A 17256-nucleotide genomic window follows, 5' to 3' on the forward strand; every position below is an offset into this window, starting at 1 on the left:
GCCGGCGCGTCGCAGCTAGCGGACGCGCTTCAGCCAGCCATTCACAAAATAGGTGATTGGGCTGCACTCGCCGCTTTCATCAAACTTGAAGTCCGGCTGCCCCAATTCGAACTCGGGATGGTCAGCCAGAAAGTCCTGCACCGCCGTCTGCGGATTATTGACATCCCAGTCGTCGTCCGTCGCGCGGCCTCCCACGACCTGCTTCATGATGCCGTCGCAGGCAACAATGTAGGAGCCGACGGAGACCAGCGGCGCATAGGCTTCAAGCTCTTTGCGCACATGATCCCGTGAATGATTGGCATCAAGCAGCACGAGCACTGTTTCCGCGTCACCAATCTCTTTTTTCACCTCTGCCACAGTATCAGGCGCAACTGAATCGCCCTCGATCATGGTGATCAGCGGGTAGAGCTCATGGGCTTCCACCGCGGCACGGTTGTGCGGGCGGATTTCAATGTCCACCGCAACCATGCGGCCCTTGCCCATCAGCTTCATCAGCGACGCATAGAAAATCGCCGAGCCGCCATGGGCAAATCCGGTCTCGAAAACAACGTCCGGCTTGAGGTCGTAAATGACTTCCTGCACACGCAGAAGATCTTCCGGCAACTGAATGACCGGCCGACCGAACCAGGTAAAGGTATAAAGATGTTTCGCATCCCAGCCCGCCCGCAGCCAGGCTTTGCTGACAACCTCAAAGCCCTCGCGTGAGCCAAGCGCAAAGGTCTCTTCGTTGCCATCAAGCCGCTGAGTAACAGTGCCGGCGACTTCGTCAATCTCAATCATCTGTCATACCTTGATATTCCCGCCAGACGCGCGACAGCGCGTCTTTGATCGGCGTTGGCTGAAATCCGAATTCATCCTGAATCCGCGCCACATTGATTGGCGGGAACATGACAATCTCCGCATCCGGTGTAAAGGCGGCGGATGCGCCGCTCAATTCTGCAAGAATGTCCACAATCTCGCCGATCGGCTGGTTTTGCCCGAATGCGAGGTTGTAGAGGCGGTGACGCCCGTGGACGAGCTTCGGAATGAGGTTAACCACGTCATCAATCAACACAAAGTCTTTGGCCGATTGCCGCGATGTCCGAAGCTGGATCGCTCCGTTATCCGCCTCACCCAGCAAGGCTGACATCAGCGCGTCAGACCGGTCGCGCGCGCCGAAAACATTGGACAACCGCACAACCCGCACATCTTCACGCGGCAATGCCAGGCAAAGAGCCTCTCCGGCAACTTTACTGGCGTTGTACAATTGCAGGGGGTCATTGGGATTGATTGCCAACGGCCCGTCCTCAAGTCCCTCCGCCGCCCCTTCGTAAACGCGTGTCGATGAAAAGTAGAGAAAGCTCTCAAACGTTGCCGTCGCCAGCATCTGCGACAGCGCGGACACATGAGCATCCATCGTGTCGATCGGCCGCCATCTGAAATCAGCCGTTACGCCGGCTGCAAAGATCACATGCCCCAGGTTTTCGTCGCCATCAGGCTGGTACCGGTCCTGGGCCCGAACCTCGTGGCCCAGCGCCTGGAGATGCGCGACCAGCGACGACCCAATAAAGCCGCGTGCCCCCACCACAGTGAAAAGCTCAGATCGCGCCTGCTCATCTTGGGGACCGGACATGCCTGGCTATCAATCAATAATCGGCTGGTGCAGCGCCGGATCACGGTGATGGAGAATCTTCGGGCTGACGCCGCGGCGCACCTTGGCTCCGATATCAGCCGCAAGGTCGGGTCTTTTCGTGGCGATCAGGTTGAAGCCATGCGGCGGCCCCTCGAGATAGGCGTCATCGGTCGGCACCAACTCCAGCGGTGCGTCAGCCAGAGCAGCATTGCCCTGATAATCGCGAATGGCGAACGCCGTGTATCCGGCATCCAGAACCAGCCGCAACACATCCGTTTGCTCCAGACCGTTGCTCCAGTCCGTGTAGGCACCATGGATTTCAAAAACAATGTCGGGGCAGGCGCCGGCGGGTTTTGCCAGCTGTTGTGCCGCACCTTCCAGGGCTTTGACTTCACCGCCCTCAATGTCCAGCACGATGAGATCGAGCTGGCCAATCCCCTTCTCGGCGCAATACCCATCAATGGTGACGGTGGGAATGCCCTGATCCACGCCCGCATCCACTTCAAAGGTCCGCGCGTGGGAGTCATCACCTTCAAACCGCAGGAAGGTCTTGCTGTCCCACAGCCCTTCCGCCCGAACATCCAGATTGGACAGCCCATTCGCACCCGCATTGGCGGACAAAGCGGTGCGTTGCTCATCATTGGGCTCAAAACAGTGCACATGACCGCCCGCAGACGCCATCTTGTGGGCCATCAGCACCGCATGATCGCCCGCATAGGCACCACCAATAATCACCTGACGGGCCGAATTTGCCAGTTCCAGCAGGGTCCGGGTGGTTTGCGGCTCCCAGACATGGTCCGGCTGCGGCTCGGACAGCGCATACTCCCGGGCGATCTTGGAGCGATAGGGAAGCGTGAATTTCACACCACTTTTCAGTGTTTTAGTGACCTCGCCGACATCCCCATACAGGGCATCAACCACATGCGCACTCACCTCTTCGCGCAGGTCGCGCCCAATGCCCTGGTGGCGGGCTTCCCATGATTTGAGAAGCGATGTCATCTCCAGGCGGGCCTGCTCATCAAGCCCGATCTCGCAGAGCGCTCTGGCAAGCACGTCCTGAGGCTTCGGCATATTGTTATCCAGTTGAAAAATCGGCGGGAATTGCGGCGAGACCATAGGCAAGGCTCGGTGCGTTGACAACGGCTGGTTTCTCCCGTAACCCCACTTCTACCCGCCTCGGCGCCACTTCTAAATGCAAATTTCTGCACCAGTCATAACTCATTGACGGCGGCCAATCATGCCCAGATACAGCATCGTCATCACGACGGTGGACCGGCCACAAATCCTGTCAGCTGCCCTGAGCAGTTTTCTCGCCTTCGAGCGCGACGACATCGAGATTCTGGTCTCCGACAACTACTCAGATGAGCGCACGGCAAAAGTCATTGCCGGCTTCGATGACCCCCGGTTGCGCAAGTTCCGCACTGACCATCGCATGCCCATGCCCAATCACTGGGAATGGATCTGGGAGCAGACCAAGGGCGAATACGTCATCTATGTGGGGGATGACAGCACGCTCTCCCGCGAAGCGCTGCTCGCCGCTGACGAAGCAATCGAGAAGCACGACGCGGACATCGTATCCTGGCGCTGCTGCCACTATTACCACCCCGACTGGGATGTTCAGTTCAAGCACCTGCCCAATCGCGGCAACATTCTGGGCATTGATCGCGGCTTTACCAACGCTCTCTACAGGGTCGACCGCGACAAGGTCATTGAACACTTCACCGACAACCTGCGCCTGGCAGGCTGCTTCCCCAGCGTGATCAATTTCCTGCTGCGTCGCGAACTCGGTGAAGAAGTGCGCAAACGCACCGGCCGCCTGCACTGGGCCCCGTGCCCCGACATTTCAGCCAGCTATTTCTCGTTGGGCACAAGCCGGCCGGGCAAATACATTTTCTGGGATGGTCTGGGCGGTATTGGCGGACGATCCGGCCAATCCAATATTGCGAGCCTTCTATCCCGCGGCAAGAAGAGCAAGCGCCTGCGTGAGTGGCTGGACGAGTTCGATGAAAACAACCCCCGTTTCCCGCATCACCCCTGCCCGCTGGAGTCGATTTCCAATCTTCTGGCGGCACCGATAACGCAGGCCGCGGCTTTGCTTCCCGAATGGGGCCCCCAGCACACATACTCGCAAAAAATTCTCGCGCTCAGGTCAATCGACGACACCTACTACGACCGGACGGTGCCGTGGGATGACGACCCCACATACCAGCAACAACTGGCAGACGTGATTGCCAGCCTGGATGAGGAAGATCGCGCCGAAGTACAGGCATACTTTGACACCGCAAAAGCAGCGGCAGCAGCTGAAGACGCAAGCGGCAAGGTGGATTTCAATCCAACGCCTCCCGTGCAGGGCCGTGGCGTCATCAAGTTTGCCCTCGATGCATCCATGTCCGAGCGCCTGGATGCGCTCAAGACCTTCAAAAACAGTGGCCACAATCCGATCGACAAGATCTGGGAGTACGGCGGCACAACCTATGTGGATCAGCGTATGTTCGGGGGCGAGACCCTTGCCCAGGCACCTGCGTCATTAACCCAGTTGGCAACAACGCTCAGCGATGCCGAGCCTGGATTTGCTAAGCAGTACAAAGATTTTGGTATGCTGGTCGAAGAATTGGGAGTGCCTGCGGCCCTCACTCAGGACTGATGCCATCGCATTATTAGGCGCCCCGTTACCTTTCGCTGCAAGGAAGTCCGTCAATCATGGTTCAATCGCAGACCGCACAGCCACCCCTCGCCCTGCAGGACATGGAAGTCATGATCCTTGCTGGCGGCCTTGGCACCAGACTGCGCGAAGAAACCGATATTCGCCCCAAGCCGATGGTTGAGATCAACGGGCGTCCGATCCTGTGGCACATCATGAAGCTCTATTCGCGCTTCGGGATCAAAAATTTCGTCGTGTGCCTGGGCTACAAGGGCGACGTCATCCGCGACTACTTCCTGAACTATGTGCACCATCAAAGCGACATTGCGGTCGATCTTGGGTCGCACAGTGTTGAAGTTCTGGCACGCGGAAACGAAGAAAACTGGCGCGTGGTCCTGGCAGATACAGGACGTGATTCAAACACCGGCGCCCGTCTCAAAATAGCGTCCAAGTACCTCAAGAACGATGTGTGCATGGCGACCTACGGCGATGGCGTGTGTGATGTGGATATTGCCAAGCTGTATGACGCACACAATGATGCCGGCCGCGATGTGACCGTCACGGCCGTCCACCCCGAGGCACGCTTCGGCGAGATCGAGATTGATGGCAATGCCATCACCGAGTTCGTGGAAAAGCCACAGACGGGAAGCGGCTGGATCAATGGCGGCTTTCTTGTCTTCAACAAGAAGGTTTTTGCTGAAATGCCGGACAAGCCGGCCCTCTCTCTTGAGCAGGAAGTACTCACAGGGCTTGCCTCGCAGGGCCGCTTGAGTGCGTTTCAGCACAATGGATTCTGGCAGTGCGTTGACACCTACCGCGAGATGCTGCTGCTGAACGAGATGTGCGCACGCGGGCACATTCCATGGCTTGGCCAATATGCCCCAGACGCATGACGCCAAATCACACGTCGGCGCGTCTCTCAAGGGTCGCCGTGTCTTCGTAACCGGCCACACGGGTTTCGTGGGCGGCTGGATTTGCGCAGCCCTTAACGCCCTTGGCGCTGAAGTTGCCGGCTACGCGCTGCCAGCACCTGAGGGCCGCGCCCTGTTTCATGATCTCGACCTCGCAAACAGGATGACCTCCATCGAGGCTGACATTCGCGACACGGACCGCATCACCACCGAGATACAGACTTTCAACCCGGATACACTCTTTCACCTCGCCGCACAGCCGATCGTGCGCGAGGCTTACAAGAACCCCATTGAAACATTCGACGTGAATGTCATGGGCACCGCCAAGGTGCTTGAAGCAGCGCGCGGCTGCAGCAATCTGGCCTCCATGATCGTGATGACCACAGACAAGGTCTATCGCAACGAAGAATGGGTCTGGGGCTACCGTGAAACCGACTCCCTGGGGGGCAGCGAGCCATACGCCGCAAGCAAATCAGCCTGTGAGCAGGTGGTGGACGCTTACTACAAGAGCTACTTCAAGCCCGAAGGCATCGCCGTAGCAGCCATGCGCGCAGGCAACATCATCGGCGGCGGCGACTGGGCAGACGCGCGCCTTATCCCCGATGCGGTTCGTGCGTTTGAGACCGGTGCGCCACTTGTTTTGCGCAATCCGACCGCGGTCCGGCCATGGCAGCATGTCATTGACGTGGTCGTTGCGTTCTTCCTGCTGTCAGATGCCCTGAACGGCAACGACCAAACATTCCATGGCGGCTGGAACATCGCCCCGGACCTGGAAGATCAAAAGCCGGTGGGACAGGTTGCCACAGACTTTGCATCTGCCTGGGGACCGGAAGCTCAGGTTAAGATTGAGAAAGATGATTCCATTCCCGAGACATCCATCCTTCGCCTTGATTCAACCAAGGCGCGCAGTCAGCTCGGATGGAAACCGGTATGGTCTTTGGATACTGCATTAATCGAAACCGCGACATGGTATAAACACGCCGTAAGCGGATCAAACATGTCAGATTTAACTGACCACACCATTCGTTCTGCCGTGGCCTTGTAGTCGGCAGCCCGTTGCATATGCAAACACTCAAACCTCGGACACTTGATGTATCAGCGAATTAGACAAGAGATGGGTAGAGCAAAATCTGCTCTTCGAATTCGCACGAGAATTAAGGAATATGCTCAGCGCAGCGCAGCGCCCGCGACACCTGAAAACTTCACGCCGCAGGTTGTTGCACCAACGCAGACAAATGTGACCTGGACGCCAGGGCCACCACAGTCAGCAACCATTGACCTTTCATCCGCGCGGAGCGCACCCATGGCTGCACCCCACAGCACCCCCGACACCTGGCGTGCCATCAGCACCGCCGACTATGATGCAGCCGAAACCGCAGCGCTTCCGCAGCTCAGCATCCCGACCATGATGGGTTTTCAGCCCGCAGCGTTTCAGTCTGTGAACTGGCCCACCAATGTGCGCACAGATGCAGAGCTGGTGCGCTACGTTGACCACAACTTCGAGGCTGAAACCAAGCTCATGTACGAGCCAAAGGCCGAGTTTGCGCCGGTCGGGTTTTACAATGGCTTCACCGAAACAGAAGCCGCAATGGCCACGCAGATGCGTGACAAGATCGCCAAGATGACCGCAGAGCGGTTTGGCCGCGCCGTGCGCCCGATGAGCAATCTCATGGTGCAGTTTGGTCCCTACCGCTGCATGGAGGCCCTGTCGTCTGCATATGGTCGCAAACTTTCAATCATCGAGCCCGGTCCTGGCGCTGGCTACCTTGGCGCGTTGCTGGCTCAGGCTGGATACTCCTATGCGAGCTACGACGTTACCCAGGCGCTGTACCTTTGGCAGAGCCACCTTCTGGACGTGACGGCCGAAGGTGCGTTTACCGAGCTGGCACATAAGGATGCAGATCTCACCGTAGATCGGTCATCGGTTATCCATATGCCGTGGTGGATGTTTGCCCAGCAGTTTGACGACACACCGCTGCGCTACGACCTCGTTTACTCAAATTCCAATCTCGGTGAGATGAACAGCATGGCCTTCAGGCAATTGATGCTGTTCGCCAAAACAGCAATGCAGGACTCTGACGTCGCCGCATTCACGTTTTTCAGCCCCGGCATGCCCCGCTTCCACACGATTGAAAGCGTAGACGCGGAGCTTCAGGCCTTCGGCTTTGTGCCGGTCATGACGTCGCCGTTCTATTGCTACCAGCTTGAAGGCCGTGATCCCTCAAAGATCACTGAAGCCTTCAAGGATGGCATTCCGCATATCGGCGGCACGCGGGCTGAAGCCACGCTCGACGTGAACACGGTGTTTGCAACATCGCAGGAAGAAGCACCTTTGGACGTGCGGCTGACCAGGTGGTTCCATGGTTGGGACGCGCCGGTTTCCTGAGTTTCAGCGACCTTGGGTCAAACGCCGCGCCTCAGCGAGCCTCCGACGTGTCCATGTCGCGCAACGCGTCAACGGTCGCAGCAAAAATCAGCTCATTGCCGGCCTGCGTGTAGTGACAGCAATCGTCGACATAGGCCTCGCGGGCTGTGAGCGGCGATGTTGCTGGGGCAAAAATCCCGGACAAATCCAAAAACGCCACGTCTGCCATGACTGGCCGTGACGCTGCGTCGCGCATTTTGGGGTAGACGCTGTTGACCGGCTCGATCACCCACTCATAGGGATGCTCAGGGCTGATGGGTGCGTAATTGCCCGTTGCCCGATCCCACTGGTTTGGCTGAAGGATATGGATATAGGTCGCACCATAGCGCGCACTGAGCAGCGCCATGTCAGAGGACGCCCGCGCCCACACATCCACCGTGTATTTCCAGATGTCTGTTTGCTCCGGCAAAGGACTTACCATCTGTGTTGGGAAATATCCCGCACGCTCAACCTCCGCAGCGCCCTCACTCCTGCTGTTTGCTGATGCGCGCCACCCATGCCACCCGGCACGCGCCTCCAAAAAGAGCTTGAGAGTAGCGACGCGTTGGGTTGCAGCGCTTTGTCTGTCTGCCTGCGCTGCAAGTGAGTGATAGCGCGCCAATGCCGTAAACCTGCCCTTGGGCGTTTCACGCTGGTCCAGCTGCCGGCCCCAGGCTCCCCAGAGCGTATCGGCGGGGAACGTTGGCTCAACGTCACCGTCCCAGTTGCGAAAGGTCGTTACGGCCTCGTTGAAGCCATCTATGTGCACAACATAGTCAAAGTGTTGCCCCAGATTGAGGTAATAGGCCAACACCATGAGTTGTTGGGGTTGTTTGTACCCGGGCAGCGCAAAATTCAGCACCCGGATTGTTTTGCCCTGATGGCGAGGGATCAACGACAGGCCATCCAATCCACCTGCAATCTGGGCAGACAAGGCATAGCCGCTGCCCACTGAGCCGCCGAACACGCCAACAATCACTTCATTGTCTTCTGGCACATAGGGGTAGTCGCAGCAGGCGCTGCCATCACCAGTGAGAAGGTTGTGATAGCCACGATTGTTGGCTTGCCACTGAAAATCGTCCAGATAGTCGCCAATGCGGCCCGGCCTCAGCACATAGCCGACATAGGGCTGAAAGACGGCATCCGCGACCTGTAGCGCCTGAACCTGAATGCCTCCGTCTTCCCCCTGCCCGCCATATGGCAAGCGCCCCCGGTCAACCAGGAAGAAGAGCGCAGCCAGAATCTCGATGGTGGCAAAAGCAAGCAGGACGCAAACAGCAGCAATCCCGCCCAGGCGCCCACCGGCCAGCAGCCCCCGGCGGAGCACAGGCCTGGTCAGGAGATGTCTAAACCTGTTTTGTTCCGTCACGTTAATTTGCCCGGCGCGTGGAGAGGGTGGCTGAGATCAGCCATAACACCTCTGATACCGCTTAAATACACCGGGTATATATGCAACATGAAAAATATCGTCCCATGGGGTTGATTTCCAACGCCCCGGAGATTTGGGTACACGCATCATTTTGCCGCGCCGAGGGCTGATCTGGATCAACCAACCAGAGCCGCATTTCTGGCAATTAGAGGCACGCGCCGTTCAGGCCGCAACGCCAATCGGGGACCAAGACGACCATGGCACTTCAGACGAGTTTCTTTGCGCAAGACGAGCAGGACATCGCAACCGAATTCCTTGAGCAGGGGTACGTCATTCGTCCGGTTGATGACAAAGAAGGTTTGGACGCCCTGCGACTGGGCATTGTCGAAATTGCCTGCGAGCATCTGGGCATCGATGTCCCAAATGACATCGACCACTTCCTGAACAACTTTCAGGACCATGTCTCGATCGAAAATCTCAACGATCTGCGCCTGAACACCTATCGCAAGATGAATGCGAAGGAGTGGTTCCGGCCCACCTACTATGCGGCGGGCAAATCCAAGCTGGCCGCACTGGTCGGCAATGAGCTGGCCATGCAGAACCGGGTGAATCTCTCCATCCAGCTTCCCGATGATGACAGCTCACTGCTGCCTATTCACGCGGACTCCTTCGGCGGTGAAACGCCGTATCAGGTCGTCCAGTGGCTTCCCCTGGTGGACTGCTACAAGACCAAGACCATGTTCATCCTGCCGCGCCCGGTCACTGAGCGCGTCTATGCGGACTTCAAGAAGTATGAAGGCCAGGGCCTGGATGCCCTGTTTGAAGACGTAAAGGACGAACTTGTCTGGCTCGATGTGCCCTATGGCAGTGTCCTGATCTTCTCACCCAACAATCTGCACGGCGGTGTCATCAACGTGGAACGCGAAACCCGCTGGTCCATGAACTGCCGCTTCACCGGTCTGTTCACGCCCTATCGGGGTGCCGAGAAGAAGCTGGGTTCCTACTATCTGCCCATCACCACCCGTGCTGTCACCAAGACGGGCATGCAGTACCGCGAGCCATCAGGCTTTCAGGAATAGGACCGAGGAAGAGGGACACTCACATGTCAAATCGCCATGGCTATCGCGGCTACGTTACCAATCGCTCCTTTGGCGGCCTGCAGATGCCGGTGCCGGTTCAGGCCCTCGTCATGCGCGACTACTGCCAGCGCAACGGCCTGACCTATAAGCTGCACATCAACGAAAACATCTTCCCGCATTCCTACATCGTGCTGGAAGGCCTGCCGGATGAACTCAACATCTATGAGGGCATTCTGGCGACGTCGATGTTCATGATGCCTGCGCGCGCCGAGCGTCGCCGCCGCATCTATCAGCGTATCCTTGAAGCTGAAGGGTCGCTGCACTTTGTGCTCGAGGATCTGGTCATCCGCACTGAAGCCGACATCGAGCCCGTTGAAGAAATCTTGATGGTGACCCAGTTGCTTGGGGAGTCGCCATCACCTGACCAGGCCGGTGCTGCCGCTTGAGGGTCGCCGTCACTGGTGCAGGCGGCTTTGCCGGCGGCCACATCGCCAGACATCTGAAATCAGCCGGCATGGATGTGACTGGGGTGGTCCGGAGCGTGCGTCCGGATACACCAGCTTCGTTGGCCCATGTCGATGTGCAGCAGGCAGACCTGGCATCGGGCATTGCCTTCTCAACGCCCATCAATGCGCTGGTGCACTGCGCTGCTGAAATACCAGCCCGCTGCCCGGACGCCGATCAGCTATATGCCGCAAATGTCGATGCGGCACGCAACGTGTTTTCTGCTGCCGTCGAGGCTGGCGCCACACACATCATCTTTTGCTCATCCATGTCGGCCTTCGGCACCATCACGGCAGACCTGGTCACGCCCCAGACTCCCGTGTCAGACCCCGACAGCTACGGACGCTCCAAGCTCGCCGGTGAAACAATGCTCGATGAGATGGTGACCGCCAGGCCAGATGTTGGATCTGTGTCCCTGAGGTTGCCGGGCATTGTCGGCCCCGGATCTCATGACAATTTCCTGTCAGCTGCCGCAGGCCGCATGCTCGCCGGCGATCCGGTCAACGCGCGAAATCCGGACGCGCCCTTCAACAACATTCTGCCGGTCATGAGCCTTGCAAGGTTTGTGGGCCATCTCGTCTCACACCCCCTGCAGGGCCATACAAGGTTAACGCTCGCCGCTGAGCAGCCCGCCCCCATTCGCCAGATTCTGGCAGAAATACAGGCAGGAGCGGGCACAAACGTGCCTGTGGCCTTCGGAACAGGCGGCCACTCTTTTCTGGTGTCGTCCAAGGACGCCAGCAAACTGGGCTATCAACCGCCTGATGCCCTACAGGCTGCTCGCCAATTCGGGCAGGATTGCAGGGATTTCAACGGCTTATAAATCCAGATGCGAATTGCATTGTGGGCCGCCAATATGCTACTGACCCGCAGATCAATGAGGGGTTAGCGCGTGGCTTCCAAGAACAACTCTCACGAGGATTATTCCCGTGAGGACGACGTACAGGTCGGCTCAGAACGCAGCTTCGGCTTCGTGTTTGCGGCTGTGTTCGGCATCATTGCCGTCATCAAGGCGGTTTTCGGCGCCGGAATGACCAATTGGACCATTTTCTGGTTCAGCGGCTCCGGTGTTTTTCTCGCAATTGCCCTCATCATGCCACGCATTCTGCGCCCCTTGAACGTCGTCTGGTTCAAGTTCGGCCTGCTGCTGAATTCGATTGTCAGCCCAATCGTCATGGGGCTCCTGTTCTTCGTAACGGTGACGCCCATCGGTCTGCTGATGCGCCTGTTCGGCAAGCGCCCCTTGAACCTGAAATTCGAACCGGAAGCCGAGAGCTACTGGATTCACCGTACACCGCCAGGCCCTGAGGCCGGCTCCTTCAAAAACCAGTTCTGAGTGAGAACCAATGTCGTTTCTGCGTGAAATCTGGGCGTTCCTGATGGCCCGGCGTAAGTTCTGGCTGATCCCCATCTTCGTCATGATGGTGATTTTTGGTGGTCTTGTGGTGCTGTCGAAGGGCTCCGCCGTGGCGCCGTTCATCTACACCATTTTCTAGGCAGCGCTGGACACATCACCGATGAAGATTCTGGGCCTTTCCGCCTTCTATCACGACTCCGCCGCCGCCTTGCTGGTGGACGACCGCATCGTTGCGGCCGCCCAGGAAGAACGCTTCACACGCAAGAAGCATGACTCGGCCTTTCCGACGCACTCGATCAACTACTGCCTTGAAGAGGCGGGCCTGACGATCGATGACATCGACCATGTCGCGTTTTACGACAAGCCGTTCTTGAAGTTTGAGCGTCTGCTGGAAACCTACGTGGCCTTTGCGCCGCGCGGCTTCCGCTCATTCCGCATGGCGATCCCGGTCTGGCTGCGCGAAAAGCTTTTCCAGAAGGACCTTCTGGGCACTGAGCTGAAGGAAATGGCGAATAACGGCTTTGACCCGGCTGAACAGTTGCTGTTCTCCGAACACCATCTCAGCCACGCTGCCAGCGCGTTCTACCCTTCCCCCTTCGAGGAAGCGATCGTGCTGACGATGGACGGCGTAGGCGAGTGGGCAACCACTTCTGTGGCGCACGGTAAGGGCAATAAGCTTGAGGTTCTGCGGGAAATCCACTTCCCCCATTCAATCGGCCTGCTCTACTCAGCTGCGACCTACTACACCGGCTTCAAGGTCAACTCCGGCGAATACAAGGTCATGGGCCTGGCACCATACGGCGAGCCGCGCTTCAAAGACCTGATGATGGAGCACCTGATTGACGTGAAGGAAGACGGTTCCTTCCGCCTTGATCAGTCCTACTTCGACTATTGCACCGGCCTCACAATGACCAACGACAAGTTCGCCAAACTGTTTGGTGAACCCGTCCGTGACGCTGATGAGCCTTTGACGCAGTTCCATATGGACATTGCCGCCTCTGTGCAGGCTGTGACCGAGGAAATTGTTCTGCGCCTGGCGCGCAGCCTGCGCAAGGAATTCGGCATTCCAAATCTGTGCCTCGCCGGTGGTGTGGCCCTCAACTGTGTGGCCAACGGCAAGGTCGTCCTTGCAGACATTTTTGACCGTGTATGGATTCAGCCTGCAGCCGGCGACGCAGGCGGCGCCGTCGGCGCTGCACTCGCCACCCGTTACCTGAATTTCGGCAAAGAGCGCACCGTGCCCAATGGCCTTGATGCCATGGCGGGGTCATACCTTGGTCCGGAATATTCGCAGGAAGAAATCGAAAAGCAGCTGACCGAGGCTGGTGGCGTATTCACCACGCTGTCAGACGACGATCTGTATGATCAAACGGCAAAAGCGCTCGCAGACGAAAAAGCCATCGGCTGGATGCAGGGCCGCATGGAGTTTGGTCCTCGTGCCCTGGGCAACCGCTCCATCATTGGCGATCCCCGCAGCCCGGCGATGCAGAAGACGCTGAACCTGCGCGTGAAATATCGCGAGTCCTTCCGCCCCTTCGCCCCATCCGTTCTGCGCGAAGACGTTGGAGACTGGTTCGAGCTTGATGACGATTCGCCGTACATGCTGCTCGTTGCAGGTGTTAAAGAGTCGCGCCGCAAGGCGATGACCGCGGAAGAAGAAAACCTCTTCGGCATTGAAAAGCTCAATGTGCCCCGCTCAGACCTGCCGGCTATCACCCATGTGGATTACTCTGCCCGTATTCAGACCGTCCACAAGGAAAGCAATCCGCGCTACCACGCGCTGATTTCCGAGTTCAAGAAACAGACGGGTTGCCCGGTAGTGGTCAACACCAGCTTCAATGTGCGCGGCGAGCCCATCGTCAACACGCCTCATGACGCCTTCCGTTGCTTCATGGGATCGGACATTGAAGTTCTGGTCATTGGCAACGCCTTCCTGCGCAAGGAAGATCAGGATCCTGCCCTGGCACTGGACTACAAGAACGCCTTCGAGCTCGACTAGAAGGCCACAGGCCTGACTGCTGGCTCAAACGAGCTGCGTGCAACCAAGCAAGATGTCAGATCCGTATGTCGGACAATGACTATCCATCGCTAACCGCCCGCCTTGTGGACGCTGTCCGCAAGGGCAGGGAACGCGGATTTGGATGGGCAGCTACTCGCATGCGTGAGGAACTGGTGACGCCAACCTCAACGCCAGGCACCGCCCTGCGCAACCTTCTGGCCGCGATGGAACGGGGCATTCGTACACGAACCGCTGACGCGGCATCCCAGGACACCCTGCACTATTTCTACGATCTGGAAATCGCGCCCATCACCTACGACTTCGCGTCCTATCTTGCCTTGGCGGAAATGGAGCGGCGCAAACGCGGCCTGAACAAACTGCACATCATCATCGTGCCGGGCCGACGTCTGGAAAGGGAATTCGACGACTACCAGCACATCGTGACGCCGCAGATGCGGCAGGCCAGAATCATGGACATGCTGGCACCCATGGCAAAACTCCTGCCGTCCTGTGTCGACCTCACGGTCTGCACATCGAAGTCTGAAGCAGCAAGCCTGCGCTTTGCATCTGCCGCGCACATCTGGCCCGACGGGTATTCCCCAACGTTCCCCGTGTCACCTCACCATCGCCTCGTGCGCGATCGGGCACGTGAGGGTGAAGCAGTGTTTCCCGTGTTCAAGGCCCCCCGTGAAGCAATGGAGACCGTACGGCAGACATTGGCGCCACAACTTGGAGACGCCCTGCCCGTCGTCATCACCTTGCGTGAGTACGGATACAATCCCGCCCGCAACAGCAACATCGAAGCCTGGGGTGCTTTTGCCCGAGGCCTTGATGAGACGCGGTACCGCGCAGTCTTCATCCGCGACACGCAAACCGCCTCAGATCCCCTCCCTCAAGCCCTTGAAAGACAGATCATCTACACCCCGGCAAGCTATGATCCGGTCCTGAGAATGGCGGCCTACGAGCTCGCCTATATGAATCTGGCTGTGATGCATGGGCCCATGGAGCTGTGCTGGTACAATCAGGCCTGCACATATGGCCTGTTTCTGGAGGCAGGAACCGCCCCACAAAACACCGAAGAAGCCATGATCAATCAAGGCTTTAACCTTCACGGCGACTTGCCGTTTGCGACGGCCCGTCAACACTGGTATTGGCAGGGCGATACGCACGACGCCATTGCACATGCCTTTGATGACATGATCACCCGCATCGAGAAAAATCCCCCGGAAACCGAAATGCAGGCCGGACACAAACATGACTAATGCCAGCCAATTGGTCGGTCAGGATAACAGAAGCCCCTTGCGTAAAGCAGTGGACGACATTGCAGATGGATTGCGTGAATGGCGCGTCTGGCACCTGCTGGGCCTGAATGAAATCAAGCACCGCTATCGGCGGTCGACGATCGGCCCGTTCTGGATGACCCTCTCCATGGGCGTCCAGGCAGCCGTCATGGGCATTCTGTTTGCCTATCTGTTCCAGTCACCGATCGACCGCTTCCTGCCCTTCCTGACCATGAGCCTTGTGCTCTGGGGCTTTCTCAATGCGACCATCATGGATGGCTCAAGCACCTTCATCGCGTCGTCCAGCTTTATCCTCCAATCACGGCGCCCTTTGAGCATCTATGTGTTTCAGAACCTGTGGAAGAACATCATCATCTTCTTCCACCTGATCGTTATCTTCTTCGTCGTTGCGGCGATCTACAGCATGTATCCCGGCTGGCACTACCTTGTGGGACTGTTTGGTCTGCTGCTATTTTGCATCAACCTCGCTTGGGCATCTTTTGCGGCAGCCATCCTTGCTGCGCGGTTTCGCGACGTGCAGATGATCATCCAGAACGCCTTTACTGTTTTGTTCTGGGCAACGCCCATTCTCTATGCGCCGGAACAACTCGGCGGCGGACGGGCGACCCAGCTGGTTCAGCTGAACCCGCTCTATCACGTGATTGAAGTTGTCCGTGCACCGATGCTCGAGAACATACCAAGCGCGATGAACTACTATGTCGCCGGCGGCACCGCAGTGGCCGGGTGCATCTTTACGCTCTTCTTGTACGCGCGCACACGCGCCCGCATCCCATACTGGATTTAGAATTATGGAACGTGTGATCGCCGACATGGTCAATGTCGAGTACCCGGTATTCGACGCCAGCTCGCAGTCCTTGCGGCATATGCTGTTTCTCAACCACATTCCGCGGTCAAGCGGCTCTGTGCATGTGGGTGGCACCCTTGAGCGTACGAAGCACCGCAGTTTTGTCCGCGCTTTGAAAGACGTCTCTTTCACCATCAAGGACGGTGAGCGCGTGGGCCTCATCGGCCACAACGGCTCAGGCAAGACAACACTGCTGCGGACATTGGCAGGCATCTACGAACCCGCGACAGGCACGATGGAAACGCGCGGACGGGTCATGCCCCTGTTCAACCTGACCGAAGGCATGTCACCGGATGCAACAGGCCGTGAGCTGATCATGATCCGCTCCGTCCTCCTGGGCCTGTCAGAAGCTGAGACCGAAGAGATCACACCTGAAGTGATGGAGTTCGCCCAGCTGGGTGACTACATCGACCTGCCGGTCCGAACCTATTCCACCGGCATGCTTGTGCGACTGGCATTCGCCATCACAACTGCTGTTACCTCAGAGATTCTTCTGTTTGACGAACTGATTGGTGCCGGTGACGCCACTTTCGTGGATAAGGCGCAGGCAAGGCTCCAGAAATTCGTAGAAAAATCCAGCGTCATGGTCGTCGCAACACACTCGGCAGACATCATGAAGAAGTGGTGCAACCGCGCCATGGTCTTCGAGCATGGCAACATGATGTATGATGGCACCGTAGATAATGCGCTGGCCGAATATAAGAAGCTGGTCGAAGCCGCAAAATGACCACACCCGGTGATCTGGACTATTTGGAACCTGTTGGTTCCCTGAGCCCGGCACCCGCTGCAGTGGCACTGATCGTTGATGAGCGCGGCCGATATCTCGTCCAGCTGAGAGACGACATCCCGACAATCTTCTTCCCCAATCACTGGGGCTGCTTTGGCGGCGCCCTTGAGCCCGGCGAAACACATCTTGATGCTCTACATCGCGAGCTTCACGAGGAACTTGCGTTGGACTCTGCACCGCTCGGCGCTGAAGAATTCACCCGCTTCACGTTTGATTTCGGATTTGCCGGCGGCGGTATCATTGACCGCGCCTTCTTCGAGGTGCCCATCAAGGCCGCCCAGGTAGATGAGATGGTCCTTGGCGAAGGCAGCGAATTGCGCCTTTGGGAGGGACCGGAGCTATTGAAGCAGCCTGTCGTCCCCTATGACCGGTTTGCCATCTGGATGCACTGCTACAGAACACAGCTTGCCCTGGGGCAATCCCCCACGCCATAACGGCACTCCAAACA

18 protein-coding genes are annotated in these 17256 nt (G+C 57.8%); 14 read left to right on the forward strand and 4 right to left on the reverse strand.

Annotated elements, in window-relative coordinates:
* Positions 1 to 15: 15 nt before the first annotated feature.
* The 3 genes from BN1012_RS13590 to BN1012_RS13600 are packed head-to-tail and all read right to left on the reverse strand — an operon-like array spanning position 16 to position 2683.
* Positions 16 to 780 carry a cephalosporin hydroxylase family protein gene (locus BN1012_RS13590; protein WP_043950011.1) on the reverse strand — a complete coding sequence of 255 codons (765 nt, stop codon included), beginning with the start codon at positions 778 to 780 and terminating at the stop codon, positions 16 to 18.
* A complete protein-coding gene (locus BN1012_RS13595) occupies positions 773 to 1612 on the reverse strand; it encodes an NAD-dependent epimerase/dehydratase family protein (RefSeq protein WP_043950012.1) in 840 nt (279 codons plus the stop codon). The genes BN1012_RS13590 and BN1012_RS13595 overlap by 8 nt, the downstream gene beginning before the upstream one ends.
* A gap of 9 nt (positions 1613 to 1621) precedes the next feature.
* Positions 1622 to 2683, reverse strand: a complete 1062-nt coding sequence (locus BN1012_RS13600) for an FkbM family methyltransferase (protein ID WP_043950013.1) — start codon at positions 2681 to 2683, stop codon at positions 1622 to 1624.
* A 166-nt stretch (positions 2684 to 2849) separates the two neighbouring features.
* Between BN1012_RS13600 and BN1012_RS13605 the strand changes: the two genes are divergently transcribed.
* The 4 genes from BN1012_RS13605 (at position 2850) to BN1012_RS13620 (ending at position 7550) form a co-directional block, all read left to right on the forward strand.
* Complete coding sequence (locus BN1012_RS13605; RefSeq protein ID WP_043950014.1) at positions 2850 to 4256, forward strand: glycosyltransferase family 2 protein; 1407 nt, start codon at positions 2850 to 2852, stop codon at positions 4254 to 4256.
* A gap of 56 nt (positions 4257 to 4312) precedes the next feature.
* Positions 4313 to 5146: a glucose-1-phosphate cytidylyltransferase gene (gene rfbF / locus BN1012_RS13610; RefSeq protein WP_043950015.1), complete on the forward strand. Its 834-nt coding sequence runs from the start codon at positions 4313 to 4315 to the stop codon at positions 5144 to 5146.
* A complete protein-coding gene (gene rfbG, locus BN1012_RS13615; RefSeq protein WP_043950016.1) occupies positions 5130 to 6209 on the forward strand; it encodes a CDP-glucose 4,6-dehydratase in 1080 nt (359 codons plus the stop codon). Before rfbF ends, rfbG begins: the two co-directional genes overlap by 17 nt.
* 258 nt (positions 6210 to 6467) lie before the next feature.
* On the forward strand, positions 6468 to 7550 hold the full coding sequence (locus BN1012_RS13620; protein WP_043950017.1) for a hypothetical protein: 1083 nt from the start codon (positions 6468 to 6470) through the stop codon (positions 7548 to 7550).
* Between the two features lie 31 nt (positions 7551 to 7581).
* On the opposite strand, the gene BN1012_RS13625 is transcribed toward BN1012_RS13620, so the two are convergent.
* Positions 7582 to 8895 (reverse strand): hypothetical protein, encoded by a 1314-nt coding sequence (locus BN1012_RS13625; protein WP_043950018.1) that lies wholly within the window; start codon positions 8893 to 8895, stop codon positions 7582 to 7584.
* Positions 8896 to 9194: 299 nt separating this feature from the next.
* Here BN1012_RS13625 and BN1012_RS13630 point away from each other — a divergent pair, with 299 nt between their 5' ends.
* From BN1012_RS13630 to BN1012_RS17085, 10 genes are all read left to right on the forward strand, one after another.
* Positions 9195 to 10016: a sporadic carbohydrate cluster 2OG-Fe(II) oxygenase gene (locus BN1012_RS13630; RefSeq protein WP_043950019.1), complete on the forward strand. Its 822-nt coding sequence runs from the start codon at positions 9195 to 9197 to the stop codon at positions 10014 to 10016.
* A gap of 23 nt (positions 10017 to 10039) precedes the next feature.
* Positions 10040 to 10462: an LIC12192 family sporadic carbohydrate cluster protein gene (locus tag BN1012_RS13635; RefSeq protein ID WP_043950020.1), complete on the forward strand. Its 423-nt coding sequence runs from the start codon at positions 10040 to 10042 to the stop codon at positions 10460 to 10462.
* Positions 10459 to 11343 (forward strand): NAD-dependent epimerase/dehydratase family protein, encoded by an 885-nt coding sequence (locus BN1012_RS13640; protein ID WP_043950021.1) that lies wholly within the window; start codon positions 10459 to 10461, stop codon positions 11341 to 11343. Before BN1012_RS13635 ends, BN1012_RS13640 begins: the two co-directional genes overlap by 4 nt.
* 69 nt (positions 11344 to 11412) lie before the next feature.
* On the forward strand, positions 11413 to 11856 hold the full coding sequence (locus BN1012_RS13645; protein WP_043950022.1) for an SxtJ family membrane protein: 444 nt from the start codon (positions 11413 to 11415) through the stop codon (positions 11854 to 11856).
* A 10-nt stretch (positions 11857 to 11866) separates the two neighbouring features.
* Positions 11867 to 12016, forward strand: a complete 150-nt coding sequence (locus BN1012_RS17665; protein WP_171815978.1) for a DUF5989 family protein — start codon at positions 11867 to 11869, stop codon at positions 12014 to 12016.
* A gap of 21 nt (positions 12017 to 12037) precedes the next feature.
* Positions 12038 to 13876, forward strand: a complete 1839-nt coding sequence (locus BN1012_RS13650) for a carbamoyltransferase family protein (RefSeq protein WP_043950023.1) — start codon at positions 12038 to 12040, stop codon at positions 13874 to 13876.
* A 65-nt stretch (positions 13877 to 13941) separates the two neighbouring features.
* Positions 13942 to 15138, forward strand: a complete 1197-nt coding sequence (locus BN1012_RS13655; RefSeq protein WP_145973475.1) for a hypothetical protein — start codon at positions 13942 to 13944, stop codon at positions 15136 to 15138.
* A gap of 37 nt (positions 15139 to 15175) precedes the next feature.
* Entirely contained in the window at positions 15176 to 15961 is a 786-nt protein-coding gene (locus tag BN1012_RS13660; protein WP_171815979.1) for an ABC transporter permease, read from the forward strand.
* A gap of 4 nt (positions 15962 to 15965) precedes the next feature.
* Complete coding sequence (locus tag BN1012_RS13665; RefSeq protein WP_043950026.1) at positions 15966 to 16748, forward strand: ABC transporter ATP-binding protein; 783 nt, start codon at positions 15966 to 15968, stop codon at positions 16746 to 16748.
* Entirely contained in the window at positions 16745 to 17242 is a 498-nt protein-coding gene (locus BN1012_RS17085) for an NUDIX domain-containing protein (RefSeq protein WP_052535354.1), read from the forward strand. Before BN1012_RS13665 ends, BN1012_RS17085 begins: the two co-directional genes overlap by 4 nt.
* Positions 17243 to 17256 lie beyond the last annotated feature (14 nt).

Source organism: Candidatus Phaeomarinobacter ectocarpi, assembly GCF_000689395.1.
Taxonomy (GTDB): Bacteria; Pseudomonadota; Alphaproteobacteria; order CGMCC-115125; family CGMCC-115125; genus Pyruvatibacter; species Pyruvatibacter ectocarpi.